The sequence below is a fragment of the Pseudomonas sp. Ors-4-3C genome (assembly GCF_055755035.1).
The window spans coordinates 3,914,033-3,938,556 of the sequence record NZ_CM146900.1 but is presented as its reverse complement, the minus strand read 5'-3'; the positions used below and the strand labels follow the sequence as shown (position 1 = coordinate 3,938,556).

General features: G+C 58.3%; 25 protein-coding genes and 5 tRNA genes. 22 read left to right on the top strand and 8 right to left on the bottom strand.

Features of this window, described 5'->3' with window-relative positions; all coding sequences use genetic code 11:
* The first annotated feature begins 104 nt into the window (after positions 1–104).
* The 7 genes from alaS (at position 105) to ACVHNU_RS17720 (ending at position 5,065) form a co-directional block, all read left to right on the top strand.
* Positions 105–2,723 carry an alanine--tRNA ligase gene (alaS, locus tag ACVHNU_RS17750; RefSeq protein ID WP_473017958.1) on the top strand — a complete coding sequence of 873 codons (2,619 nt, stop codon included), beginning with the start codon at positions 105–107 and terminating at the stop codon, positions 2,721–2,723.
* Between the two features lie 90 nt (positions 2,724–2,813).
* Entirely contained in the window at positions 2,814–4,055 is a 1,242-nt protein-coding gene (locus tag ACVHNU_RS17745) for an aspartate kinase (protein ID WP_003227260.1), read from the top strand.
* A gap of 187 nt (positions 4,056–4,242) precedes the next feature.
* Positions 4,243–4,431, top strand: a complete 189-nt coding sequence (gene csrA, locus ACVHNU_RS17740; protein WP_002554426.1) for a carbon storage regulator CsrA — start codon at positions 4,243–4,245, stop codon at positions 4,429–4,431.
* Between the two features lie 62 nt (positions 4,432–4,493).
* A tRNA-Ser gene (locus ACVHNU_RS17735) sits at positions 4,494–4,584 on the top strand.
* A 107-nt stretch (positions 4,585–4,691) separates the two neighbouring features.
* Positions 4,692–4,768 (top strand) — tRNA-Arg (locus tag ACVHNU_RS17730).
* Positions 4,769–4,839: 71 nt separating this feature from the next.
* Positions 4,840–4,916 (top strand) — tRNA-Arg (locus ACVHNU_RS17725).
* A gap of 72 nt (positions 4,917–4,988) precedes the next feature.
* A tRNA-Arg gene (locus ACVHNU_RS17720) sits at positions 4,989–5,065 on the top strand.
* Positions 5,066–5,083: 18 nt separating this feature from the next.
* On the opposite strand, the gene ACVHNU_RS17715 is transcribed toward ACVHNU_RS17720, so the two are convergent.
* Complete coding sequence (locus ACVHNU_RS17715; RefSeq protein WP_003227258.1) at positions 5,084–5,602, bottom strand: hypothetical protein; 519 nt, start codon at positions 5,600–5,602, stop codon at positions 5,084–5,086.
* Between the two features lie 321 nt (positions 5,603–5,923).
* Here ACVHNU_RS17715 and mgtE point away from each other — a divergent pair, with 321 nt between their 5' ends.
* On the top strand, positions 5,924–7,366 hold the full coding sequence (gene mgtE / locus ACVHNU_RS17710) for a magnesium transporter (protein WP_003227256.1): 1,443 nt from the start codon (positions 5,924–5,926) through the stop codon (positions 7,364–7,366).
* A 231-nt stretch (positions 7,367–7,597) separates the two neighbouring features.
* Here the strand turns inward: mgtE and ACVHNU_RS17705 are convergent, their stop codons facing one another.
* Positions 7,598–7,924, bottom strand: a complete 327-nt coding sequence (locus ACVHNU_RS17705; RefSeq protein ID WP_003178899.1) for an Arc family DNA-binding protein — start codon at positions 7,922–7,924, stop codon at positions 7,598–7,600.
* Positions 7,925–8,313: 389 nt separating this feature from the next.
* Here ACVHNU_RS17705 and phnN point away from each other — a divergent pair, with 389 nt between their 5' ends.
* Entirely contained in the window at positions 8,314–8,883 is a 570-nt protein-coding gene (phnN, locus tag ACVHNU_RS17700) for a phosphonate metabolism protein/1,5-bisphosphokinase (PRPP-forming) PhnN (protein WP_473017957.1), read from the top strand.
* Here the strand turns inward: phnN and ACVHNU_RS17695 are convergent.
* Positions 8,858–9,037, bottom strand: a complete 180-nt coding sequence (locus tag ACVHNU_RS17695; protein WP_003227249.1) for a PA3371 family protein — start codon at positions 9,035–9,037, stop codon at positions 8,858–8,860. The genes phnN and ACVHNU_RS17695 overlap by 26 nt on opposite strands.
* Positions 9,038–9,057: 20 nt before the next feature.
* Positions 9,058–9,288 carry a hypothetical protein gene (locus ACVHNU_RS17690; protein ID WP_003227247.1) on the bottom strand — a complete coding sequence of 77 codons (231 nt, stop codon included), beginning with the start codon at positions 9,286–9,288 and terminating at the stop codon, positions 9,058–9,060.
* Positions 9,289–9,582: 294 nt separating this feature from the next.
* On the opposite strand from ACVHNU_RS17690, the gene ACVHNU_RS17685 reads away from it, so the two are divergent.
* From ACVHNU_RS17685 to ACVHNU_RS17660, 6 genes are all read left to right on the top strand, one after another.
* Positions 9,583–9,659, top strand: a tRNA-Arg gene (locus ACVHNU_RS17685).
* Between the two features lie 310 nt (positions 9,660–9,969).
* Positions 9,970–10,218, top strand: coding sequence for a hypothetical protein (locus ACVHNU_RS17680; protein WP_003227245.1), 249 nt, complete (start codon positions 9,970–9,972; stop codon positions 10,216–10,218).
* A 387-nt stretch (positions 10,219–10,605) separates the two neighbouring features.
* Complete coding sequence (locus ACVHNU_RS17675) at positions 10,606–12,210, top strand: tetratricopeptide repeat-containing response regulator (protein WP_003227240.1); 1,605 nt, start codon at positions 10,606–10,608, stop codon at positions 12,208–12,210.
* Positions 12,207–12,899, top strand: coding sequence for a sensor histidine kinase (locus ACVHNU_RS17670; protein ID WP_103486420.1), 693 nt, complete (start codon positions 12,207–12,209; stop codon positions 12,897–12,899). Before ACVHNU_RS17675 ends, ACVHNU_RS17670 begins: the two co-directional genes overlap by 4 nt.
* A 200-nt stretch (positions 12,900–13,099) precedes the next feature.
* A complete protein-coding gene (locus ACVHNU_RS17665; RefSeq protein ID WP_193774894.1) occupies positions 13,100–14,341 on the top strand; it encodes a glutamine synthetase family protein in 1,242 nt (413 codons plus the stop codon).
* Positions 14,342–14,410: 69 nt separating this feature from the next.
* Entirely contained in the window at positions 14,411–15,787 is a 1,377-nt protein-coding gene (locus ACVHNU_RS17660; RefSeq protein ID WP_262142843.1) for an MFS transporter, read from the top strand.
* A gap of 229 nt (positions 15,788–16,016) precedes the next feature.
* Here ACVHNU_RS17660 and ACVHNU_RS17655 read toward each other — a convergent pair whose 3' ends face one another.
* The 4 genes from ACVHNU_RS17655 to flgA all read right to left on the bottom strand — a co-directional run bounded on the left by ACVHNU_RS17655 (position 16,017) and on the right by flgA (position 18,619).
* Positions 16,017–16,763, bottom strand: coding sequence for a flagellar brake protein (locus ACVHNU_RS17655; RefSeq protein WP_003227230.1), 747 nt, complete (start codon positions 16,761–16,763; stop codon positions 16,017–16,019).
* A 92-nt stretch (positions 16,764–16,855) separates the two neighbouring features.
* Positions 16,856–17,323, bottom strand: coding sequence for a flagella synthesis protein FlgN (locus ACVHNU_RS17650; RefSeq protein WP_473017956.1), 468 nt, complete (start codon positions 17,321–17,323; stop codon positions 16,856–16,858).
* Between the two features lie 48 nt (positions 17,324–17,371).
* Positions 17,372–17,698, bottom strand: coding sequence for a flagellar biosynthesis anti-sigma factor FlgM (gene flgM / locus ACVHNU_RS17645; RefSeq protein ID WP_003227226.1), 327 nt, complete (start codon positions 17,696–17,698; stop codon positions 17,372–17,374).
* Positions 17,699–17,857: 159 nt separating this feature from the next.
* Positions 17,858–18,619, bottom strand: a complete 762-nt coding sequence (gene flgA, locus ACVHNU_RS17640; protein WP_080593261.1) for a flagellar basal body P-ring formation chaperone FlgA — start codon at positions 18,617–18,619, stop codon at positions 17,858–17,860.
* An 82-nt stretch (positions 18,620–18,701) separates the two neighbouring features.
* Between flgA and ACVHNU_RS17635 the strand changes: the two genes are divergently transcribed.
* The 7 genes from ACVHNU_RS17635 to ACVHNU_RS17605 all read left to right on the top strand — a co-directional run bounded on the left by ACVHNU_RS17635 (position 18,702) and on the right by ACVHNU_RS17605 (position 24,522).
* Positions 18,702–19,634: a chemotaxis protein CheV gene (locus ACVHNU_RS17635; RefSeq protein WP_003227223.1), complete on the top strand. Its 933-nt coding sequence runs from the start codon at positions 18,702–18,704 to the stop codon at positions 19,632–19,634.
* 46 nt (positions 19,635–19,680) lie between these two features.
* Positions 19,681–20,508: a protein-glutamate O-methyltransferase CheR gene (cheR, locus tag ACVHNU_RS17630; RefSeq protein ID WP_003227220.1), complete on the top strand. Its 828-nt coding sequence runs from the start codon at positions 19,681–19,683 to the stop codon at positions 20,506–20,508.
* 370 nt (positions 20,509–20,878) lie between these two features.
* Positions 20,879–21,286 (top strand): flagellar basal body rod protein FlgB, encoded by a 408-nt coding sequence (flgB, locus tag ACVHNU_RS17625; protein ID WP_003227219.1) that lies wholly within the window; start codon positions 20,879–20,881, stop codon positions 21,284–21,286.
* 3 nt (positions 21,287–21,289) lie between these two features.
* Positions 21,290–21,733 (top strand): flagellar basal body rod protein FlgC, encoded by a 444-nt coding sequence (gene flgC / locus ACVHNU_RS17620; RefSeq protein ID WP_003227217.1) that lies wholly within the window; start codon positions 21,290–21,292, stop codon positions 21,731–21,733.
* Between the two features lie 15 nt (positions 21,734–21,748).
* Complete coding sequence (flgD, locus tag ACVHNU_RS17615; RefSeq protein WP_003227214.1) at positions 21,749–22,474, top strand: flagellar hook assembly protein FlgD; 726 nt, start codon at positions 21,749–21,751, stop codon at positions 22,472–22,474.
* Between the two features lie 30 nt (positions 22,475–22,504).
* Entirely contained in the window at positions 22,505–23,836 is a 1,332-nt protein-coding gene (gene flgE, locus ACVHNU_RS17610; RefSeq protein WP_201136845.1) for a flagellar hook protein FlgE, read from the top strand.
* 392 nt (positions 23,837–24,228) lie between these two features.
* Positions 24,229–24,522 (top strand): hypothetical protein, encoded by a 294-nt coding sequence (locus tag ACVHNU_RS17605; RefSeq protein ID WP_473017953.1) that lies wholly within the window; start codon positions 24,229–24,231, stop codon positions 24,520–24,522.
* Positions 24,523–24,524 lie beyond the last annotated feature (2 nt).

Genomic DNA, 24,524 nt, shown 5'->3' with positions numbered 1-24,524 from the left:
GCTGTACCCCACGCGAAGGGCCGATATAATGCGGCCCTTTGCCGTCGTTTCGTCTGTTGACGTTTCGTACAGGCCTTTGGCCGCAGCCTCCGTGGAAGAACCTAATGAAAAGCGCAGAAATCCGTGAAGCCTTCCTTCGCTTCTTCGAAGAGCAAGGCCACACCCGTGTAGCCTCCAGCTCTTTGATTCCGGGCAACGACCCAACCCTGCTGTTCACCAACGCGGGGATGAACCAGTTCAAGGATTGCTTCCTGGGCCAGGAAAAGCGCGCGTACACCCGCGCAACCAGCAGCCAGAAGTGCGTGCGTGCCGGTGGCAAGAACAGTGACCTGGAAAACGTCGGTTATACCGCTCGTCACCACACATTCTTCGAAATGCTCGGTAACTTCAGCTTCGGTGACTATTTCAAGCACGACGCGATTACCTTCGCCTGGACCTTCCTGACCGGCGTTCTGAAACTGCCGAAGGAAAAACTCTGGGTCACCGTCTACGCCTCCGACGACGAAGCGTATGACATCTGGACCAAGCAGATCGGCGTGCCGGTCGAGCGCATGATCCGCATCGGCGACAACAAAGGCGCGCCTTACGCCTCCGACAACTTCTGGACCATGGGCGATACCGGCCCGTGCGGCCCATGCACCGAGATTTTCTACGATCACGGCGACCACATCTGGGGCGGCCCACCGGGTTCGCCGGAAGAAGACGGCGACCGTTACATCGAGATCTGGAACAACGTGTTCATGCAGTTCAACCGCACCGCCGATGGCATGTTGCATCCGTTGCCAGCGCCGTCGGTCGACACCGGCATGGGCCTGGAGCGGATCAGTGCGGTGATGCAGCACGTCAATTCCAACTACGACATCGACCTGTTCAAGAACCTGCTCAAAGCCTCGGCCGAAGCCATCGGCTGCGAAAATGGCGATCAGTCGTCGCTGAAAGTGGTGTCCGACCACATCCGTTCGTGCGGTTTCCTGATCGCCGACGGCGTGCTGCCGTCCAACGAAGGTCGCGGTTACGTGCTGCGCCGGATCATTCGTCGCGCCTGCCGTCACGGCAACAAGCTGGGCGCCACCGGCAGCTTCTTCTACAAGATCGTGGCGGCGCTGGTCGCCGAGATGGGCGAAGCCTTCCCGGAACTGCAGAAGCAGCAGAGCAACATCGAGCGCGTACTGAAGGCCGAAGAAGAACAGTTCTCCAAGACCCTGGAGCACGGCCTGAAGATCCTCGAACAGGATCTGCTGGAACTCAAAGGCACCGTGGTGCCGGGCGACGTGGTGTTCAAACTCTACGACACCTACGGTTTCCCGATGGACCTGACCGCCGACATCGCTCGCGAGCGCGGCCTGACGGTCGACGAAGTCGGCTTCGAGCGTGAAATGGAAGCTCAGCGTGTGCGTGCGCGTTCGGCCAGTTCGTTCGGTCTGGACTACAACACGCTGGTCAAGGTTGATGTGGCCACCGAGTTCACCGGTTACACCGACACCAGCGGTTCGGCAAAAATCGTCGCTATCTATAAAGATGGCCAGTCGGTCGACGTCTTGAGTGAAGGCGAAGAGGCGGTGATCGTGCTGAACCAGACGCCGTTCTACGCTGAATCCGGCGGCCAGATCGGCGACTGCGGTTTCCTGCAGGCGGGCAACGCGCGTTTCGACGTCCGTGACACCACCAAGACTGGCGGCGCATTCCTGCACCACGGCGTGCTGGATTCCGGCAGCCTGACCATTGGCGCTCCGGTGGAAACTCACGTGGATGCCGAAGTGCGTCACGCGACCTCGCTGAACCACTCGGCCACCCACTTGCTGCACGCTGCATTGCGTCAGGTGTTGGGCGAGCACGTGCAACAGAAAGGTTCGTTGGTGGATAGCCAGCGTCTGCGCTTCGACTTCAGCCACTTTGAAGCGATCAAGCCGGAGCAGATCAAAGCGCTGGAAGACATCGTCAACGCCGAGATCCGCAAGAACTCTGCAGTTGAAACCGAAGAGACCGACATCGAAACCGCCAAGCAGAAAGGCGCGATGGCGCTGTTCGGCGAGAAGTACGGCGACAACGTGCGCGTGCTGAGCATGGGCGGCGATTTCTCTGTCGAGCTGTGTGGCGGTATCCACGCCAACCGTACCGGCGACATCGGCCTGCTGAAAATCATCAGCGAAGGCGGTGTGGCATCGGGCGTGCGTCGTATCGAGGCAGTCACCGGTGCTGCGGCACTGGCCTACTTGAACGCTGCTGAAGAACAACTCAAGGAAGCGGCCAACCTGGTCAAGGGCAGCCGCGACAATCTGATCGACAAGCTGTCGGCCGTGCTGGAGCGCAACCGCGCGCTGGAAAAGCAACTCGAGCAGTTGCAGGCCAAGGCTGCCAGCGCCGCGGGCGACGATCTGTCGAACTCGGCAGTCGACGTCAAGGGCGTGAAGGTTCTGGCTGCACGTCTGGATGGTCAGGACGGCAAGGCGCTGCTGGCGCTGGTCGATCAGCTGAAAAACAAACTCGGCCGCGCAGTGATCCTGCTCGGCAGTGTCCATGAGGAAAAGGTCGTACTGGTTGCAGGTGTAACCAAGGACCTGACTGGCCAACTCAAAGCCGGTGATTTGATGAAACAGGCTGCTGCGGCAGTGGGCGGGAAGGGCGGTGGTCGTCCGGACATGGCGCAGGGCGGCGGTGTCGACGCCGGCGCACTGGATGGCGCGCTGGCGCTGACCGTTCCATTCGTCGAGCAGGGTTTATAAGACGGCCCGTCGGGCCCGCAGTCTAGTGGCGGGCCCGGCGGCTGTTCGAGTGATTATTGGGCGCCCTTCATGGGCAGAGGCGGCTTTGAAATGGCTTTGATCGTACAGAAATTTGGAGGCACCTCGGTCGGTACTGTCGAGAGAATCGAGCAGGTCGCCGACAAGGTTAAGAAATTCCGCGATGCCGGCGATGACCTGGTGGTTGTGCTGTCTGCAATGAGCGGCGAAACCAACCGTCTGATCGATCTGGCCAAGCAAATCAGTGGCGACGCGCAACCGGTTCCGCGTGAACTGGACGTGATCGTTTCCACCGGTGAGCAGGTGACGATTGCCCTGTTGGCCATGGCGCTGATCAAGCGTGGTGTGCCGGCGGTGTCGTACACCGGTAATCAGGTGCGGATCCTGACGGACAGTGCGCACAATAAAGCGCGTATCTTGCAGATTGATGACCAGAAGATTCGCGGTGATCTGAAAGCAGGTCGCGTGGTGGTTGTCGCCGGTTTCCAGGGCGTCGACGAGCACGGCAACATCACCACCCTCGGCCGTGGCGGTTCCGACACCACGGGCGTGGCACTGGCGGCGGCATTGAAGGCTGACGAGTGCCAGATCTACACCGACGTCGATGGTGTCTACACCACTGACCCGCGTGTGGTGCCGGTCGCTCAGCGTCTGGACAAGATCACCTTCGAAGAGATGCTGGAAATGGCCAGCCTCGGTTCCAAGGTGCTGCAGATCCGTGCGGTGGAATTCGCCGGCAAGTACAACGTTCCGCTGCGCGTACTGCACAGCTTCAAGGAGGGTCCGGGCACCCTCATTACTATTGATGAAGAGGAAACCATGGAACAGCCGATCATTTCCGGCATCGCTTTCAACCGCGATGAAGCCAAGCTGACCATCCGTGGCGTGCCAGACACCCCGGGCGTGGCGTTCAAGATTCTCGGCCCGATCAGTGCCGCGAACATCGAAGTCGACATGATCGTGCAGAACGTCGCGCACGATAACACCACCGACTTCACCTTCACCGTGCACCGCAACGACTACCAGGCCGCACAGACCGTGCTGGAAAACACCGCTCGCGAGATCGGTGCCCGGGAAGTGGTGGGCGACACCAAGATTGCCAAGGTCTCGATCGTCGGCGTCGGCATGCGTTCTCACGCAGGCGTGGCCAGCCGCATGTTCGAATCCCTGGCCAAGGAAAGCATCAACATCCAGATGATCTCGACTTCGGAAATCAAGGTTTCCGTGGTGATCGAAGAGAAGTACCTGGAACTGGCTGTGCGCGCTCTGCACACGGCTTTCGAACTGGACGCTCCGGCCCGTCAGGGCGAGTAATCCGGTCATCTGAAGGGCGCGGTCTGACCGCGCCCTTTATTTTTGAATGGCGCGAGCCCCTGAACTGTTCTTTTGCTCGCGCTGGTCAATACTCAGGCATGTAGGGCTACGATCGCTCCGGTTGTAGGTCGGGTGCCTTTTTTTTGCAGACTGTTGTCCCTGAAATGAAATGCGTGAGGAGAAAGGTATGCTGATTCTGACTCGTCGGTGCGCAGAAAGCCTGATTATCGGTGATGGCGAAATCACCGTGACCGTGCTCGGCGTCAAAGGAAATCAAGTGCGTATCGGCGTCAACGCCCCGAAAGAGGTTGCCGTGCACCGTGAGGAAATTTACCTGCGTATAAAGAAAGAGAAGGACGAAGAACCAAGCCATTAATTTTTATCGATTTTTATGTTTGCAAACGGGGAAGAAGGTGGTTAATATACGCCCCGTGTTGCGGAGAGCTGGCCGAGTGGCCGAAGGCGCTCCCCTGCTAAGGGAGTACACCTCAAAAGGGTGTCGGGGGTTCGAATCCCCCGTTCTCCGCCATTATTTGCTTAGTACGTTGTAATCTGGCTTTTTCTGTAAGTTGTTGAATTTATTAGAAAAAGTGGTTGGAATAGAGATTAGACGGGCTATAATGCGGCGCAACAAATGCACTCGTAGCTCAGCTGGATAGAGTACTCGGCTACGAACCGAGCGGTCACAGGTTCGAATCCTGTCGAGTGCACCATTTAAGAGTTGTTTATAGCGATATAAAGAACTCGGCTTCAGCCAGTTGTGGTCTGGTTTAAAAACACAAATGCACTCGTAGCTCAGCTGGATAGAGTACTCGGCTACGAACCGAGCGGTCACAGGTTCGAATCCTGTCGAGTGCACCATTTAAGAGTCGTTTGTAGCAATACAGGCAACTCGGCTTCAACCAGTTGTGGTCTGGTCTAAAAACACAAAATGCACTCGTAGCTCAGCTGGATAGAGTACTCGGCTACGAACCGAGCGGTCACAGGTTCGAATCCTGTCGAGTGCACCATATTCAAGAAGCCCGCGTTTAACGCGGGCTTTTTGTTGTCTGCGATTTGGCTTTTCCTTTCACGCATCCCTTCTCATCAAAATCGACTTGAGCACTGCGGCCTCGTTTCAGGTCGTATCGATAGCTCGTCGTCGACGTTCGAATATTCACCTTGTCCGGTTTGCCCAGAGCGCTTTCAACATCCTGTTGGCTCATGCCGGCAATCACTCGTTGATTGATGATCGCTGCGCGGCGCTGCCTGGCATTGATCAGGTTGCCGCATTTGTCCTCCAGGCGGCCAACGATGCCTGGTTCACGTCCCCTGATTGTCATACCGGATATTTCCTCGTGGTTGTGTTCCGGCATGATCGGCACGACAGATCCGGGCGAGTAGGGCTTGACTTGCTGCAGCGAGAGCTGCTCATCGTTCGCACAACTCAGGGTGGTGAAGGTGATGCCGCCGTCGGGTGCTTCGCAGCGGTGAAGGGTGTTGGCAACCCCGGCGGGCGGCAGGCAGAGCAGGCTGGCGACTACAAAACGGAATGTTCTGGATAGCATTCGACGTCCTCCATGACGATCTACGCTCAAGGGTAGTCGCTACATTTTTCAGCGCCGGTGTGTTTTCTTTTCAAGATGAGTCGTCGCATCTGCACGGGTCAGGACAGTGCTCAGCTTTGTCGCGCAAGCGCTTGTTTCGACCGCGATTTTTTAACGTTTAAAACTGTCAGGCGGTGTATCATTGCGCCCGTCAGCCCCGCCGGGGCTTATGGAAAACCTCCATGGACTTACCCAGTAGTTACTCAGTAACCCGTTTCACCAATCATGAATTGACTGATTGATCCTTCCGGCGTGCCCCGCTGCTGGGAGTGGAGTTCGCCTATGTCCGAAATCGAAGTAAAGAAAACACAGGAAAGCCTGCAGGATCGCCTGGCTCAGGTCGTTGAGCTGCTGCAGCGGCAGAAGGTCGTCGAAGACCTGACCCATCGCCAGGAAGGCGCGCATCACGACCGGGTCGAGAACCTGGTTCACCGGCAGAATCTTGTCGAGCTGCAACGCAAACTCGATGATCTGCACTCCGCCGACGTTGCCTACATCCTTGAAGCCTTGCCGCTGGACGACCGTCTGACGCTCTGGCAACTGGTCAAGGCTGATCGCGACGGCGACATTCTTCTCGAAGTATCCGATTCGGTTCGTGAAACGCTGATCGCCGACATGGACGATCACGAGCTCCTGGCTGCGGCCAAGGACATGGACGCCGACGAACTTGCTGACCTGGCTTCCGAGCTGCCGCGAGACGTCGTCCATGAGCTGATGGAGACGCTAGACCAGCAACAACGCGAGCGCGTGCGTTCGGCGCTGTCCTATGACGAGGAGCAGGTCGGTGCGCTGATGGACTTCGAGATGGTGACCATCCGTGAGGATGTCAGTCTCGAAGTGGTTCTGCGTTACCTGCGCCGTCTCAAGGAGCTGCCGGGGCACACCGATAAACTGTTCGTGGTTGATTACGACGGCGTGCTCAAGGGTGTGCTGCCGATCAAGCGTCTGCTGGTCAACGATCCGGACAAACAGGTTTCTGAAGTCATGGCCAGCGATCCGGTGAGTTTTCACCCGGACGAAGACGCCTATGACGCTGCTCAGGCGTTCGAACGTTACGACTTGATCTCGGCCCCGGTGGTCGACAAGAACGGCAAGCTGATCGGCCGTCTGACCATTGACGAAATGGTCGACCTGATTCGTGAGGAGAGCGAAAGCGAAGTCCTCAACATGGCGGGTCTGCGGGAAGAGGAAGACATCTTCGCCTCCGTCTGGAAATCCCTGCGCAACCGCTGGGCGTGGCTGGCAATCAACCTGATCACTGCCTTTGTCGCTTCGCGGGTGATCGGCCTGTTTGAAGGCTCGATCGAGAAGCTGGTGGCGCTGGCGGCATTGATGCCGATCGTGGCGGGTATTGGCGGTAACTCCGGTAACCAGACGATCACCATGATCGTGCGCGCCATGGCGCTCGACCAGGTCAGCACGGGCAACACCTCGCGCTTGATGCGCAAGGAGCTGGCGGTGGCGTTGATCAACGGTCTGGTCTGGGGCGGGGTGATCGGTGTGGTCGCTTACTTGCTCTACGGCAGTTGGTCGCTGGGTGTGGTAATGACGGCGGCGATGACCCTCAATTTGCTGCTCGCGGCGTTGATGGGAGTGTTGATCCCGATGACGCTGGCCAAGATGGGCCGCGACCCGGCAATGGGCGCCAGTGTGATGATCACGGCCATGACCGACAGCGGTGGCTTCTTCATCTTTCTGGGGTTGGCGACGATCTTCCTGCTCTGATTCGCCGCAATGCAAAAGCCCGCCAATTGGCGGGCTTTTTTGTGCCTGTGTATTTATCTGTGACGAGGGGAATTATCCCCGATGGGTTGCGCAGCGACCCCAGTAGAGGGGCTACTTCGCAGCCCATCGAGGATAAATCCCTTCACCACAAAGTCTGCCTCGGATTGTCGTGATTAAAATCCGGGCAAAAAAAAGCCAGCACTTAAGCTGGCTTGAGATGTTCGGTGTGGCTCAGGACGCGTCTGCGGCCATTTCGGCGTCGTGAGCGATCAGCGACACCAGGGCGTTCTGTTGACGGTGCGACAGCTGACGGAAGCGTTGCAGCAGCTCACGCTCGTGCAGCGAAAGCTCCGGGCTGTCCAGGCGCATGCTCAACTCTTCGCCCAGTGCACCTTCCTGAATAAGACTCTGCTCAAGACGCGCAATGATTTCGGAGTTCATGCTGCGATGATGATTGCGAGCCACCTCGGCAATGCGTTCACGCATCCCGTCTGGCAGACGTACGACGAACTTGTCAGCCGTACGGCTGGAATAAATTGCCTGTTTCAATGGGCGCATATATTTAACCGGTTAGTTCAGGGGAGCGGTTCTCGGGATTGGCCGCAGGATGTGTGGTAGGACAAGCATCCGCGCCAAATGGTTCAACCTGAATTGTTAAGAGGCCCGCATCATGCCTCAAAATTGCCAGATCATTGGCGTCAATTCTGTGACAAATATTGAGCTGGGTAAAGGCGTAATGCCAGCACCAATTATCAGAAATGCGGACTGGTTTGAAAACTTTGCCTTGGTCCGCATCAATGACCGCTTCCGGGTGCACATCTGTTGATGTCCAAAGACGTCAGAACGTGCATGCTATGCGGCTTTCGATCCTTGTTCCTTACCTGTACAGGATAGTGGCAATTTGCCGATTTACTAGGGGCAAACACCGGCCGGAGGGCGTTTTCAGGATGGATGGCAAGCTTATTTATCTGATGGGGCCCTCCGGTTCAGGCAAGGACAGCCTGATCGAGGCCGCGCGTGAGCCTTTGCGCGAGTTGAATTGCGAAGTCATGCGTCGAGTAATTACCCGATCAGCGGAATCCGTGGGCGAGGACGCTATCGGCGTGACGCCCGAGGAGTTCGAGCGACGCCAGCAAGCCGGGGGCTTCTCGCTGGCCTGGCACGCCAATGGGCTGGCTTATGGCATCCCGGCAGAAATGGACGAATGGTTGCGTGCCGGGCGATGCGTATTGGTGAACGGCTCACGCGCCAACCTGCGTCAGGCGCTTGAGCGCTACCCGACACTGTTGCCGGTGCTGCTGACGGTCAAGGACCAGGTCTTGCGTGAACGCCTGCTCAGGCGTGGCCGGGAGACGCCTGAGCAGATCGATGCGAGGCTGGCGCGCAATGCGCTGTTCAAGGACAGAAGGGCAACTGATTTGCCCGTTCACCTGATCGACAACTCGGGCGACCTGGCGGACGCCGTTAAGCAATTGCTGAACTTGATCCGGCTTAACGCAGCACCGGATCAAATTTGATCTTGCGCCCGGCCACCAGGGCCAGCACAAACAACACTGCAAATACGCCGCAGCCAATCAGGGGAAGGGTGACTGCGGTTTCCTCGAACAGCGAAAAATGCACAACGCCACTCAATAAGGCGAGGATCAGAAACCCTGCGGCTGATTTGGACATGCTGTACTCCTGAAGATATTTCAAAAAACCAGACGTTCGGTGTCGCGCGTCGGCAGTGCTTGCTCAGGCTCATTGACCGCCTGCGCCGCGAAGTCGCTCTGATCGCTCAGCACCGCCCACTGCGGCGCTTTCTGCACCTGCAAGTAATGCGGCATACGCTGAGCCACCGGTTCAGCACTCTCGGGAACAAAATGAAAGCCAACCAAAACCGCCAGTGCGATTGCGTTTGCGAGCAGGAGAGTGCTGTTCATGGGGCGGACTCCGTTTGTTCTGTTATGAGAACAGACATAGCAGCCGTCGTGCCAACAGTCTAACCGCTGTGAAGTCCTTTAAAAACAAGCATTTGGAAGGGTTTTTCATAAGGCGCGGGTTGCAATCTGCAATGATGGCTTTTTGGAGGAGTGCAAATTGCACGGTAAATGTTCCCGCAGCATTGCAAGGCGCCTGCCTACACTTAAAAAGCCCACGGACGACATGACAAATCAAGGGCCGGCCGTTAACATGCACGCCGTCCGTCGCGCCGTGTCCGGCCGTGACAACTCAGTGTCCCAGTAGCTCAATTGGATAGAGCATCCCCCTCCTAAGGGGAAGGTTGGCAGTTCGAACCTGCCCTGGGACACCATATACATATCAATGCTTCCAGCGATTTAATCTGCCAACGTCCAAGCCTTAAGGGGGTGAAGGGTGGGTGCAAGTGGATCGCTTCAAGCATTCAAAGAGCCCCGCTCAGGTAATTGCTTGTCGGGGCTTTTTAGTAATCGCGACCTCGTATCAAGGTATTGCTCTGGGAGAAGAGCTCAGTCTTTGGTCGACGATAGCTACTGCTCACGTAGATTTTCTAGCTACCGAACTTGCGTCTCTCGGCTTGTGTTGAAGGTCCACTTCGTAGTGAACTCCAGCCGATGGCTCATTCAGACTAATGAGGATGAACCTTGAATCATGAACTATGGCTGGAACCCGATGGCTTACAGTTGTTTTGTCCCTCTGGGCCTCATGGCGATGAATCGCGCGCCCTCCTTGAGCCGGGGTCGAAACTGATTTGGGAAGTTGAGGCGGCAAGCCACTTCGAAGCGATGAGCAAGTACTATGAGTACATGGACTGGGGCGAATGGACGACGGATTTTCCCGAGCTGGATAAGACGCCTTACGGAGGGCCTGGCTGGGAGGATTACCCCGCATGACCTGTGAATCTCCTTGGCACTCCATCTTCAATTCATTCGCGCCAACGTTCTTCCGATTCCGTAAACCGCGAATTCAAAGCCCTTTCGGTTCGCGTGCGCGAGAAGCACCGCGAAACCAGAATGGTTGACGTCGATAGCCTTCAGCCATCGCACGTGTCGCCAGTCGAGATAAACCCTGTAGTGAAAAGATGACTCGGCGCGCAGGGTAATCGCTGCACAAGGAATCTTGAACCCCTCCACTTCAGAGAACCCCACTCCTTGCCGATAACTCCTTCGGCGACCTCAGACTCGCGCGAAATCGCTTGATAGCATTTGGCCTCCAGCTATCATCTGCGCGCCTGTGAAAACGCCCCCGGTTCACCTACTTCAATTGCCTGGAAATCCTCGATGCTGTCGTATCACCAAAAGAGTTTTCTGATCGTCGATGATTTCTCGGATTTCCGCAGTTCCGTACGCTCGATGCTGCGCGAGCTGGGGGTCAAGGACGTGGATACCGCCGATACCGGCGAGCAGGCGCTGAAGATGTGTGCGCAGAAGTCTTATGACTTCATCCTGCAGGATTTCCACCTCGGTGACGGCAAGAAGAACGGCCAGCAGGTGCTGGAAGACTTGATGTCGGAAAAGCTCATCAGCCATGAAGCGGTGTTTGTCATGGTGACGGCCGAGACCAGTCAGGCGATGGTGCTCAGTGCCCTGGAGCATGAGCCGGATGCCTACCTGACCAAGCCGTTCAACCGCTCCGGCCTGGCGCAGCGCCTGGAGCGTCTGGAGCAGCGCAAGACGTTGCTCAAACCGATTCTGCAAGCCCTTGATCGCGGTAAACCGGTCGAGGTGCTCAATGCCTGCATTGCGCTGTGCAAGCAGGACATCCGTTATTCGCCGCTGTGCCTGCGTTATCGCGCCGATGCGCTGCGTGACATGAATCAGAACGAAGCCCTTGAACGCCTTTACGACAGCATCATCGCTGACCGGCCGTTGCCGTGGGCGTTTGCCGGGCTGGGCAAGTTGTTGTTCAAGCGTGGGCAAGTGGCGCAGGCCAAGGGTGTTTACGAAAAAGCCCTGAAAGTGTTCCCGATGATGCCGGCGCTGTACGACGGCATGGCCGATGTGCTGGTCGCCGAGGGCGATACCAAAGGCGCGCAGCGAGTGCTGGAGGAGGCCATTCGCTTATCGCCGCTGGCGGTGCGCCGGCAGGCGTTGCTCGGCAAACTGGCGATGGCCAATGAAGACTTTGACACCGCGTCCCGGGCCTATCGCCAGGCAGTGGCGCAGGGCGCGCAGTCGCGGTTCAAGGATCCGGAAAGCAACCTCGGTCTGGCTCATGCCTTGATCAGCAAGGGCAGTGAGCGCGGTCTCGACACGCGCACGCGGCTGGAGATCAACACCACGCTCAGCGCCGTCGCCAAAGAGAACCCGTCTGACCCGGGCCTGCAGATTCGTGCGCGCTTGATGAAGGCCACCAGTCTGCTGCTCAACGATGCCGAGACCGCCGACAAGCTCACCGAACAAGCGCTGATGCGCCTCGACGGCATGGAGCAGTTCATGAGTCCTGAGGCGGCGTTGCTGGTCGCCAAGCAGTTGCAGATGCTCGGTCAGGCCGAGGCGGGCACTTCGATGCTCAAGAGCTGCGCGGAGATTTACGGCGACGATCCGGCAGTGATGAAAGACATCGCCAAGCTCACCGATGACCCGACTATTCTCAGTTCGAGCAACGCCGCCGCCGACCTCAACCGTCAGGGCGTGCGCGTGTACAAGACCGGTAATCTGGTGGAGGCCCGCGAGGTGTTCCGCAAGGCGTTGAAGATGCAACCGAAGAACATCAGTATCGCGCTGAACATGGCCCAGTCGCTGCTGCACGGCACCGACACCAGTGTGCCGTCGGCGGAGCTGGAAGAATGTCGGGCCTGCCTGAAAATGGTCGGCCTGATGCCCGACACCGACGCGCGTTATGCGCGTTATCAGAAGCTGAAAAGCAAGGCGTTTGGCGAATGAACCAAGACGAGCAGGCGCTGGATTTCTCCACGGTGATCGCCTCCACCGTTCACGATATGAAAAACTCGCTGGCGATGCTGATGCAGGCCCACAGCCAGTGGCTGGCGCGGTTGCCCGAAGGGCAGCGCGGTGGGGCGGAGCAGGGTGTGATCGATTTCGAGTTCGCCCACCTCAACGGCATGCTGGTGCAGTTGCTCGGGCTGTACAAGCTCGGCGTCAACCAGATGCCGCTGCAACCGGCGTATCACGAACTCGATGATTTCATCGAGGCGCAACTGGCATCGCACCAAGAGGTGTTCGCCAGTCGCGGGATCATCGCCACCTATGAAGTCGATCCGCTGAGTCCGTTGGGTTTCTTCGATCGCGAGTTGGTTGCCTCAGTGTTGGGCAACTGCATCAACAACGCGATTCGTTATGCCCGCGAGTCGCTGCTGATTACCGTCAGCGATGAGGCCGGGCAACTGGTGTTGAGCATCAACGATGACGGCGACGGCTACCCGACCGAGATGCTCGAGCGGCAGGCCGATTACGTGCAGGGCATCAATCACAGCAGTGGCAGCACCGGGTTGGGTCTGTATTTCGCCAACCGGATTGCCGCGTTGCATCAGCGCAATGGCGTGGTCGGGCACACCGAAATTCGCAATGGCGGAGCACTGGGTGGCGGGGTGTTCAGCCTTTATCTGCCGTGACCCGGGTTTTTGTTTGACGCTGCTTGATATTCCGAACAGCCGGAGCCTATTTTGTACGGGTCGCCGTTCGCGGCTCGCACAATAACAAGGATTGCGTCATGACAACCGATGGCCAGCGTTCACTCGCGCAGCGACTGACCGGCATTGATGAGATTGAATGTGTCACGCCGGATTTGAACGGCGTGCCGCGCGGCAAGGTGATGACCGCCGAGGGTTTCCTCGAAGGGCGGCGTTTGCAGATGGCACGGGGGGTGCTGCTGCAATGCATCATGGGCGGTTATCCGCCGGCGCGGTTTTACGGCAGCGATGACGGCGACCTGGCACTGGTGGCCGAGCCGAGCATGATTCATCCTCTGCCATGGAGCGACGAGCCACGTGCCCTGGCCATCTGCGATGCCGACGAACTGAGCGGCGAAAGCTCCAATCTGTCGACCCGCGGCCAACTCAAAAAAGTCATCGCCCGTTACGCCGCGCGCGGTCTGGCGCCGGTGGTGGCGACCGAGCTGGAATTTTTTGTCTTCGCCCCGAACACCGATCCGACTCAGCCGTTCCGTCCGCCGGTAGGCCTTGATGGACGCCGCGAGGATGGTCAGTCGGCGTTCAGCGTCAGTTCCAACAATGGTTTGCGGCCGTTCTTCAGCGAAGTCTATAAATGCATGGCGGCCCTCGGTCTGCCACGCGATACCTTCATGCATGAAATGGGCGTCAGCCAGTTCGAGATCAACTTGCTGCACGGTGATCCGCTGTTGCTGGCCGACCAGACTTTCCTGTTCAAACATCTGCTCAAGGAGGTCGCGCTCAAGCATGGTCTGAGCGTGGTGTGCATGGCCAAGCCGCTGGCACACACGCCGGGCAGTTCGATGCACATTCACCAGAGCATCGTCGAGATCGCCACTGGCAACAACGTGTTCAGCGACGAGAACGGCCAGCCGACCGCAATGTTCCGCCATTTCATCGGCGGGCAGCAGGCGGGCATGGCTGATTTCACCGCACTGTTTGCACCGAACGTGAACTCCTATCAGCGTCTGTGTCATCCGTATGCTTCACCGAACAATGCCTGCTGGTCCCACGACAATCGCGCGGCAGGACTGCGGATTCCGGCCAGTTCGCCGGTGGCCCGGCGGGTCGAAAACCGTTTGCCTGGCGCCGATGCCAATCCGTATCTGGCGATTGCCGCGAGCCTGGCCGCCGGCTTGCATGGGATCGAGCATGAGCTGGAGCCCAGCGCTGCGATTCAGGGCGAATTCGAAGTGCCGGACAATCTTTCGTTGCCGTGTACCTTGCATGCCGCGCTCGAGCGTCTGAAACGTAGCCAATTGGCCAGGGAACTGTTCGGACAGGAGTTCATCGAAGGCTACATCGCTTCGAAGACCATGGAGTTGACCAGCTTCTTTGATGAAATCACTCCCTGGGAACGGCGTGTTCTAGCAGCCCAGGCCTGACGAACTGTCGTCATCGGGCTATCGTTTGGATAGCCCGATACTTACTGCAAGGAGCCGCTCGGAACGCCGATGCGCCAAATCTGGAAATCCTTTCGAGCGCTGTATTTCGCCTCGCTGATGATGTTGATCGGTTCGGGCCTTCTATCTACATACCTGGCATTGCGCCTGGCCGCTGACCATGTCGATGGGCTGTGGGTCGGTGCGCTGATGGCGGCCAACTATTTCGGCCTGGTGCTGGGCGGCAAGATTGGGCACCGGCTGATCGCCCGGGTCGGGCACATTCGGGCGTATTCGGCGTGTGCCGGGATCGTTGGCGCGGCGGTGCTCGGACATGGTCTGGTCGACTGGCTGCCGGCATGGCTGGTGCTGCGGACCATCGTCGGTCTGGGCATGATGTGCCAATACATGGTGATCGAGAGCTGGCTCAACGAGCAGGCCGACGCCAACCAGCGCGGGCTGGTGTTCAGCGGTTATATGATCGCTTCGTATCTGGGGCTGGTGCTGGGTCAGCTGATTCTGGTCATGCACCCGGGCCTCGGCCTGGAACTGCTGATGCTGGTCGCGCTGTGTTTTGCCTTGTGTCTGGTGCCGGTGGCGCTGACTCGACGGATCCACCCGGCGCCACTGCATCCGGCACCGATGGAGCCGCGCTTCTTTATCAAGCGGGTGCCGCAGTCGTTGAGCACGGTGCTGGGGGCCGGTCTGATCATCGGCTCGTTCTACGGTCTGGCGCCGCTGTATGCGTCGCAGCAGGGGCTGTCGACCGAGCAGGTTGGTCTGTTCATGGGTAGCTGCATTTTTGCCGGGCTGCTGGTGCAGTGGCCGTTGGGCTGGTTGTCCGACCGTTATGACCGGGCGCTGCTGATCCGTTGCTTCGCCGGTTTTCTCGCGGTGGCGGCGTTGCCGTTGGCGATCCTGCCGCAGGTGCCGCTGGAGGTGCTGTTTGTGGTTGGCTTCCTCTGCTCGCTGGTGCAGTTCTGCCTGTATCCGCTGGCGGTGGCGTTCTCCAACGACCACGTCGAGGGCGATCGCCGGGTGTCGCTGACGGCGATGTTGCTGGTGACCTACGGTGTCGGCGCGAGTATCGGCCCGCTGCTGGCGGGTGTGCTGATGAAGCTGTTCGGCAGTCAGAGTCTGTACGCGTTCTTCAGTTTCTTTGCGCTGGTGCTGGTGTGGCGCATTCGCCCGAAAGCCGTGACCAATCTGCATCAGGTCGACGACGCACCGCTGCATCACGTGGCGATGCCGGACAGCATGTCGAGTTCGCCGCTGGTGGCAGCACTCGACCCGCGAGTGGATGAGCAGGTGGTGCAGGAGCAGATGCAGACCACGGTTACGCCGGAGCCGGAGCCGGAGCCCGAGGTTCAGCCTGAAGCTGTGGCAGAAACTGATTCGGCTGATGAGGGTGATAAACCGACACCGGACATCAGTGGGGCCAGACCCTGAGTCGGGTGAGAGTAAGGCTGTTCAGAGACAGACACTGTAACTGTGGCGAGGGAGCTTGCTCCCGCTGGACTGCGCAGCAGGCACCGCTTGCCAGATAAAGGGTGGGGGTGCTTCGCGCCCCAGCGGGAGCAAGCTCCCTCGCCACAGGTGTCCGTTGCTGGCAGAAAGATTTTTGGCATAAAAAAGGGCAGTCCCGCGAGGGGCTGCCCTTTCTATTTGCCTGTACGAATCACAGATCGTCTTTATCGAACCGGCGTGCTTCACGCTGCAGTTGATAAACGAAGCGCTCGACGTTGCGCGCCGCCTGACCACTGATGTTGTGGAAACGCAGGCCGGCGAAGGTGATGTTGAGCTTTTCTTCGAAGTGCAGATAACGCAATTCGACCGAAGTCGGCTGATTGCCGAACAGCGGGGTGGCGATCATGCGGTCATAAACCTGGCCCAGTTGCAGGCGGTCGGTGATGTCGCCTTCAAAGCGCAGCTTGCAACCGGTGGCGGAAATATCCAGCAGTTTACCGTTGATCGGTGCCTTGAGCTTTTCGCCGCCGAGTTCAACGCTGACCAGATCGGTCAGCTTCAGGGCCGCGCGAAAAGCGTTGCGGCGCTGGTGGTAAACCACTTCGGTCGGCAGTTCGCCGGTGTAGAAACGGTCACCTTCGGATTCTTCAATGTTCAGCGTGCCGTTGCATTCCCAGGCGATGCGCACGCCTTCGTGGAAGCCTTCGACCTTGAACGGTTCGCCGGCCAGCAGAAAACGCTCGCCATCGCGCGGGATCATCTCGTCCAGGGCAATCGTCGCGGTTTCCCGGTCAACCTTGATCAGGTAGCTCTGGAAGCGCTGACTGCGCTCGTGAAAGGTGATGATCAGCGGATCGTGGCTTTCTTGCAGCTGGCGCAGGTTGCTGGAGATTTCCAGGGGCGTGGTCAGCACCTTTGGTGGCTGCGGAGTATCATCCGCGCTTAGGGCGTTTGGCACGTTTTCTCAATCTCCAGACAAAATTTGACTACGACTAGCCAGCATTTTGCCAGCATGTTTCGCGGGTTGATAGTGCAGGCACATCGAATGGCTCACGCCTGGCTGAGCGTACGCGGCTTGGTGGGCTTGGCGAAAGTGCCTGTGGCGTCATACAACGCTGGTGGCTCGCCCCCGGTGAGGATTTTCAGCTGATTGGCCGTGGTGGCCTGCTGAATCTGGATCGACTGACCGTTTTTGACATTGGCCGCCTGGCACTGGGCAATCAGGTCTGTCAGTACGTCGCTCTGGGACAGCAACTGATCGCCAATGCTCGACTGGCTGGCCAGGTGCTCCAGGCCCTGACGATCGAGCGGCAAATTGAGGCTGGCGAGGATTTCGCTGCGCTTGCGGCCATGCTGTTCAAGCAGAATGATCAATGCCTGTTTGCGCGCCAGAATATCTTCGAGCAAGGGCATGTCGCGACCGTGCAAGGCGAGGGACTCGGTTTGCAATAACTCCAGCAATTGTTGAGCTGGAGCAAAGTCGTCGGTGATCAGTTGCAATAAATTAGTGTCGTGCATGGCTGGCCTTGGGTTCTAAGCGTCCAAAAGCCTGGCGCCGGCAAAAGCCTAGCGCTGGGCTTCGAAGTTGAGCAGTTTGCTGGCTACACGGTTGCTGTCGACTTTATAGCTGCCATCGGCAATCGCTGCTTTCAACTCGGCCACTCGGGCTTTGTCGACGGCAGGCTGATCGCGCAGCTTGTCAGTGACCTTCTGCAACTGTTGAGCCTCATTGCTGAGGTGTACCGATTCCCCGCTTTTTACGGTACTGGCCGTTTCGGCCGGGGTATTCAGCGGCGCGGAGGTGCCGGTATCGGCGGTTTCCTTGGCGTTGCTGGTACGTGTACTGCCCGTAAGTGACGAGGAGCTGTTCAAACGGCTGAAATCGATGACCATGTTAAAAACCTCTGGGAATTTGGACGCTTGCCATGTTCTCGGCCATCCCCTGGAAAACTTTAGGCTCATTTGCAATGAGCTGCATGCGTCGAAGCGTGTCCTGCTTCGGCACAGTTTAGGGAAGCGTCGAGGCCGGCGCCAGTTTTCTGCGTGAGCGTTTTACATGGCCACTTCCACTTGGCCCGGCGCGATGACCTGCGCCTTGATCACCCGGTTGGAGTTCAGGTTTTTCACCCGGATCTGTTCCTTCAGACCGCCATTGGCCAAGGCTTCGCCGGGCATGCGTACGGCGAGCGTACCGCTGCGGGCGATGATGACCACCTGATCGCCCTTGCGCACCACTTCAGCCTGTTCCAGATGCACCAGAGTAATGACCTGATCGGCGACCGTTGGTCGGGTTAATTTTTGCCCGATGGCTTCATCCACCGACGTCAGGAAACCCTGATTGATCTGGCTGACGTCGCGTTCACGCAAGGTCACGTCCTGCGGCTCGATAATCCCGGCGCGTTTGAGCGGTCGGGTGGTGGTGACAATCTCGCGAAACAGGCGGACTTGAGCGGGCACGAACACCGTCCAGGGCGAGCTTCCCTCGCAACGGACCTTGACCGTGACCCGGCCCAGCGGACGTGCCGGACTCTCCAGCGACGCTGTCAATTCCTTGTCGCACATAGGCATGCGCATACGTGGATCGAGCTGGTTGACCTCGATTTCGTAGCGGCCTTCGGTTTGACTGGTAGCCAGATAGTCTTCTACGGTGAACTCAAGAAAGCCCTGAGTGACGCCGATAAGCATGTCAGGCAAGGTAACCGTATCAGCACCGGCAGGGCTGCCAGCGAAAAACAAGCAGACGGCAGACGTCGCGCACAACGCTTTGCGGGTGCGGGAGGTCAGGCGTCGGAAAAATGTCGTTTGAGCGTTCATACGAGTTAAAAAGCAAGCGCCGTGCCGTTTAGCAATGAATGTGCGTCGCAACAACACTTGGCGTTGGTGTAGGAGTCTGGGCATGGCTGGTGTAATGGATTCGGTGAACCAGCGCACGCAACTGGTAGGGCAGAATCGCCTGGAGCTGTTGTTGTTCCGTCTCGACGGTCAACAGCTCTACGGAATCAACGTGTTCAAGGTGCGGGAAGTGCTGCAATGCCCGTCGCTGACGTTGATGCCCAAGTCCAGTCCTGTCGTGTGCGGGGTGGCGAATATCCGGGGGGCGACCATTCCGATCCTTGATCTGGCAATGGCGACCGGTTCCGGGGCGTTGAAAGACAAGAAAAATCCGTTCGTGATCATCACGGAGTACAACACCAAGACCCAGGGTTTCCTGGTCCGCTCGGTGGAGCGCATCGTCAACATGAACTGGGAAGAGATCCATCCGCCGCCCAAGGGCACGGGGCGCGATCATTACCTGACCGCTGTGACTCGAGTCGACAACCAGTTAGTCGAAATCATCGACGTCGAGAAGGTGCTGGCGGAAGTCGCGCCGACGCCGGAAGCGATTTCGGTCGGTGTGGTCGATGTCGAGACCCAGAGCAAGGCGTTGTCGCTGCGGGTGTTGACGGTCGACGACTCGTCGGTGGCGCGCAAGCAGGTCACGCGTTGCCTGCAGACGGTCGGTGTCGAAGTGGTGGCGCTGAACGACGGCAAGCAGGCGCTGGATTACCTGCGCAAGCTGGTCGATGAGGGCAAGAAGCCGGAAGAAGAGTTCCTGATGATGATTTCCGACATCGAGATGCCGGAGATGGACGGGTACACCCTGACGGCGGAGATCCGCAGCGACCCGCGCATGCAAAAGCTTCATATCATCCTGCATACTTCGTTGTCGGGGGTTTTCAATCAGGCGATGGTCAAGAAAGTCGGTGCCGATGACTTCCTGGCCAAATTCCGTCCTGATGACCTGGCATCCCGGGTAGTCGACCGGATCAAAGCAGCAGATATCAGCTAGGGGCCTTCTGCCCCTGGCGGTCAACACGATTTAAGAGGCGGCATCATTGTCTACGGGTAATTTGGATTTCGAACAGTTCCGGGTCTTCCTGGAAAAAGCCTGTGGCATTTTGCTCGGTGAAAACAAGCAGTACCTGGTCTCGAGCCGTCTCAACAAACTGATGGAGCAGCAAGGCATCAAGTCCCTGGGTGAGCTGGTACAGCGCATCCAGACCCAGCCGCGCAGCGGTTTGCGCGAGCAGGTGGTCGATGCCATGACGACCAACGAAACCCTGTGGTTTCGTGACACCTATCCGTTTGAAGTCTTGAAGAACAAGGTGCTGCCCGAGGCGATCAAGGCCAGTCCCAACCAGCGTCTGCGGATCTGGTCGGCGGCGTGCTCGTCCGGTCAGGAGCCGTATTCGCTGTCGATGTCGATCGATGAGTTCGAGCGCAGCAACCTCGGTCAGTTGAAGATGGGTGTGCAGATCGTTGCCACCGACCTGTCCGGCAGCATGCTGAACAACTGCAAGACCGGCGAGTACGACAGTCTGGCGATCGGTCGCGGTTTGTCCGCCGATCGTCTGCAGCGCTACTTCGACCCGAAAGGGCCGGGACGCTGGGCAGTCAAGGCGCCGATCAAGAATCGCGTGGAGTTCCGCTCGTTCAACCTGCTCGACAGCTATGCGAGTCTGGGCAAGTTCGACATCGTGTTTTGCCGCAACGTGCTGATCTACTTCTCCGCCGAGGTGAAGAAAGACATCCTGTTGCGCATTCACAGCACGCTGAAGCCGGGCGGGTATCTGTTCCTCGGTGCTTCCGAAGCGCTGAACGGTTTGCCGGATCATTACCAGATGGTCCAGTGCAGCCCAGGGATCATTTACCAGGCGAAGTGATTGCATCGGCAATACAAAAAACGGGAGGCCTCAGGGACTCCCGTTTTTTTGTGCCTGAATTATCTCCCTCACACACCACAAATCCCCTGTGGGAGCGGGCTTGCTCGCGAATGCGGGGTGTCAGAAAAACAGATATCGACTGACTCGACGCTTTCGCGAGCAAGCCCGCTCCCACAGTGGGTCTGTGGTGTAGGTGCGAGGGGAGGGCAAGCGGCAGAAAAGCGGCAGCCAGCGGAAGCCGTTTGCCGCTTTTCTGGCATTGCCGCTTTGCCAACGCCCCGCAAAGCCCCGGTTTTCGGGGGGTTCTCGCATTGGCACGCGGCTTGCTAAAGCTCAGGTACGAAAAACCGGTCACCCGAAGGTTCCCGACATGAGCATCAGCTTCGATAAAGCGCTCGGCATTCACGAAAAGGCATTGGGCTTCCGCGCCCAGCGCGCCGAAGTGTTGGCCAACAACATCGCCAACGCCGATACCCCGAACTACAAGGCTCGGGATCTGGACTTCTCCAAAGTGCTCGAAGCACAGAGCCAGAAGAACGCCAACGGCACCATCGCCCTGAACATGACCAACAGCCGTCACATCGAAGCTGAAGGCGTGGGCAATGGCGACGAGTCGCTGATGTATCGCACGCCGATGCAGCCTTCGATCGACCAGAACACCGTGGACGCTCAACTCGAGCAGTCGAATTACGCGGAAAACGCGGTCGGCTTCCAGGCCAGCTTCACTCTGCTCAACAGCAAATTCAAAGGGCTGGTGTCAGCCCTGCGCGGAGAGTAATCCATGTCCCTGTCCAGCGTTTTCAACATTGCCGGCAGCGGCATGAGCGCACAAACCACGCGTCTGAACACCGTGGCTTCGAACATCGCCAACGCCGAAACCGTCTCGTCGAGCATCGACCAGACCTACCGCGCCCGTCACCCGGTGTTCGCCACCATGTTCCAGGGCGGCCAGAACAGCGGCAGCAACTCGCTGTTCCAGAGCCAGGACGCCGCAGGGCAGGGCGTACAGGTGCTTGGCGTGGTCGAAGACCAGAGCAACCTCGAAGCGCGCTACGAGCCGAACCATCCGGCCGCTGACGCCAAGGGCTACGTCTACTACCCGAACGTCAACGTGGTGGAAGAAATGGCTGACATGATTTCCGCGAGCCGGTCGTTCCAGACCAACGCCGAAATGATGAACACCGCCAAAACCATGATGCAGAAGGTGCTGACCCTCGGTCAGTAATAAGGGGCGACTGCCATGAGTGTTTCCGATACCACCAGCAGCTTGAGCATGAATGACATCCTGGCGAACTCGTCGAAGAAGACCAGTTCGACCGCCGATGGCATTGCTTCTGCGACTAACAGTTCCACCGGCGGCCAGGCGCTGGGCAAGGATGCGTTCCTGCAATTGCTGGTCACCCAGCTGAAAAACCAGAACCCGCTCGACCCGCAGGACAACAGCGCGTTCGTTGCGCAGTTGGCGCAGTTCAGCAGTCTGGAAGGCATCACCACGCTTAACAGCACCGTCAGCTCGCTGGCCGGCAACTACAACTCCTCGCAGGCCCTTCAGGCGTCGTCGCTGGTGGGCCGCAACGTGATCGTGCAGACCAACACCGTTCAATTGGACGACCCGAGCAAAGGCATGACCGGTTCGGTCACCGTTCCGTCGTCGATTGCCGGCGGCACCGTCAGCATTACCGACAGCAGCGGCACGGTCGTTCGCACCATCGATCTGGGCAGTCGCGCCGCAGGCAGCGCGAGCTTCACCTGGGACGGCAAGGACAAGGACGGCAATCTGGTCAAGACCGGTACCTACACCGTCAAGGCCAACGCATCGATCAATGGCACCTCGACCGATATGGCGACCTATCTGCCAGCCACGGTCAACAGTGTGACCATCAGCCAGACCGGTGGCGAGCTGATGCTCAACCTGTCCGGCAAGGGCACCGTCGCCCTGTCCAAAGTACAAACCATTGGTATATAGAGCCGACTAACCGGCACAAAGGAGTGGAATATGTCTTTCAATATCGGCCTTAGCGGTCTCTATGCAGCCAACAAACAACTGGACGTGACCGGCAACAACATCGCCAACGTCGCGACCGCCGGTTTCAAATCGTCCCGTGCAGAATTCGAAGACGTCTACTCGGCCACTCGTCTGGGTAGCGGCAGCAAGGTCATCGGCAACGGTGTGCGCCTGGCCAACGTGTCCCAGCAGTTCACCCAGGGTGACATCAACAACACCGGTAACGTGCTGGACATGGGTATCAACGGTTCCGGTTTCTTCACCATGAGCAACAACGGCGCGATCACCTACACCCGTGCCGGTACGTTCAAGGTCGATAATAACGGCTTCATCACCAACACCGACTACACCTCGCGCCTGCAAGGTTATGGTGTGGATGCCAACGGCAAGATCATCAACGGCGTGTTGACCGACCTGAAGATCGACACCTCGAACCTGGCGCCGAAATCGACTTCGCTGGTGACTTCGAGCATCAACCTGAACTCGTCGGCCCCAGTGATCGACGACACAGTGGCGGCAGGCAAGTTCGACCCGGCAAAACTCGAAACCTACACCAAGTCGTTCAGCACACCGATCTATGACTCTCAGGGCAACTCGCACGTCATGGATCAGTACATGGTGAAAACCGGCCAAAACACCTGGAAGGTCTACACCCTGGTGGACGGGCGCAATCCGGATGCAACCGGCAGCGATCCAACCAAGACCGCCCCGACTGCTTCGACACTGACGTTCGACAGTTCGGGCAATCTCACTCAGGTCAGCACGCCTAACCCGGCGGATGCGACCAAGCCGATCATCAGCAGCGACTTGAAGCTGACCGGCTGGGTACCGGGTACCGTGACCAACGGCACCTTCACGCCAAACGGCGCGTCTGCCAACACCAATGGCGTGACCATTTCCATGGCCAAGACCACTCAGTTCAACGCTGATACCGCGCGTTCGATCCCGACTCAGGACGGTTACGCCACTGGCCAGATCACCAACCTGACCATCGACGGTACCGGTACGCTGTTCGCCAACTTCAGCAACAACCAGAGCAAGGCCATCGGCCAGGTTGCGCTGGCCAGCTTCACCAACGAACAAGGCCTGCAGGCAGTCGGCGGTACCAGTTGGAAAGAGACGTTCGCCTCGGGTATCCCGGGCTACGATGCGCCGGAAACCGGTACGCTGGGTTCGATCGCGTCCAACTCGCTGGAAGAGTCCAACGTTAACCTGACCAACGAGCTGGTGGATCTGATCAAGGGCCAGAGCAACTATCAGGCGAACGCCAAGACCATTTCGACCCAGAGCACTATCATGCAGACCATCATTCAGATGACCTGATTGCGGTTTCTGGTTGTGCAAGAGCCCCTCTTTTTGAGGGGCTTTTTTGTGGGCGGCTATTGGGTGGCAGCTGTTTTGATTGAGTGAATATCCGTTGCTTCGGGTGCTGCGGCTGGCGGTTTCGCCCTTACGGCGAGTCACTTTTTCAGACGCCAAAAAGTAACCAAAAGGCTTGGCCCCAGCGTTCGGCCCTCGCTTAGGCTCGGGTTCCTTCGCTGCGGAATTCATCCGGGGGCATCGCCTACGGTTTGCTTCGCTGCACCTCCTCTCGATGTGTTTGGCTTCGCCAAACGGTCGCTTCGCTCCCACCCCCGGATAAACCCCTCCACTCAGCCTGCCGACGGGGCCGGTACGGCAAGATCAAAAGCTTTCGGCGAGCTGACACTCGGCCATTGAGTGGTGAAAAGCATGCGCTTGGCTTTTGCTCTTCTGTGGAAGCCAGCCTGCTGGCGATGGCGGCCCGCGAGCCAACTAATCTCCGTCAGATTCATGTAATCACTGTAGGAGCTGCCGAAGGCTGCGATCTTTTGATCTATGGCAGCAGCACTGAAGATCAAAAGATCGCAGCCTCGTTGCTCTCGACAGCTCCTACAGGTAAATGGCGGGCAAAAGAAAACCCCCGACAAACCAGAAGTCTGTCGGGGGTTTCTTTTGCCTGGAGAGATCAGGCGCCTCGCGACGCCTGACT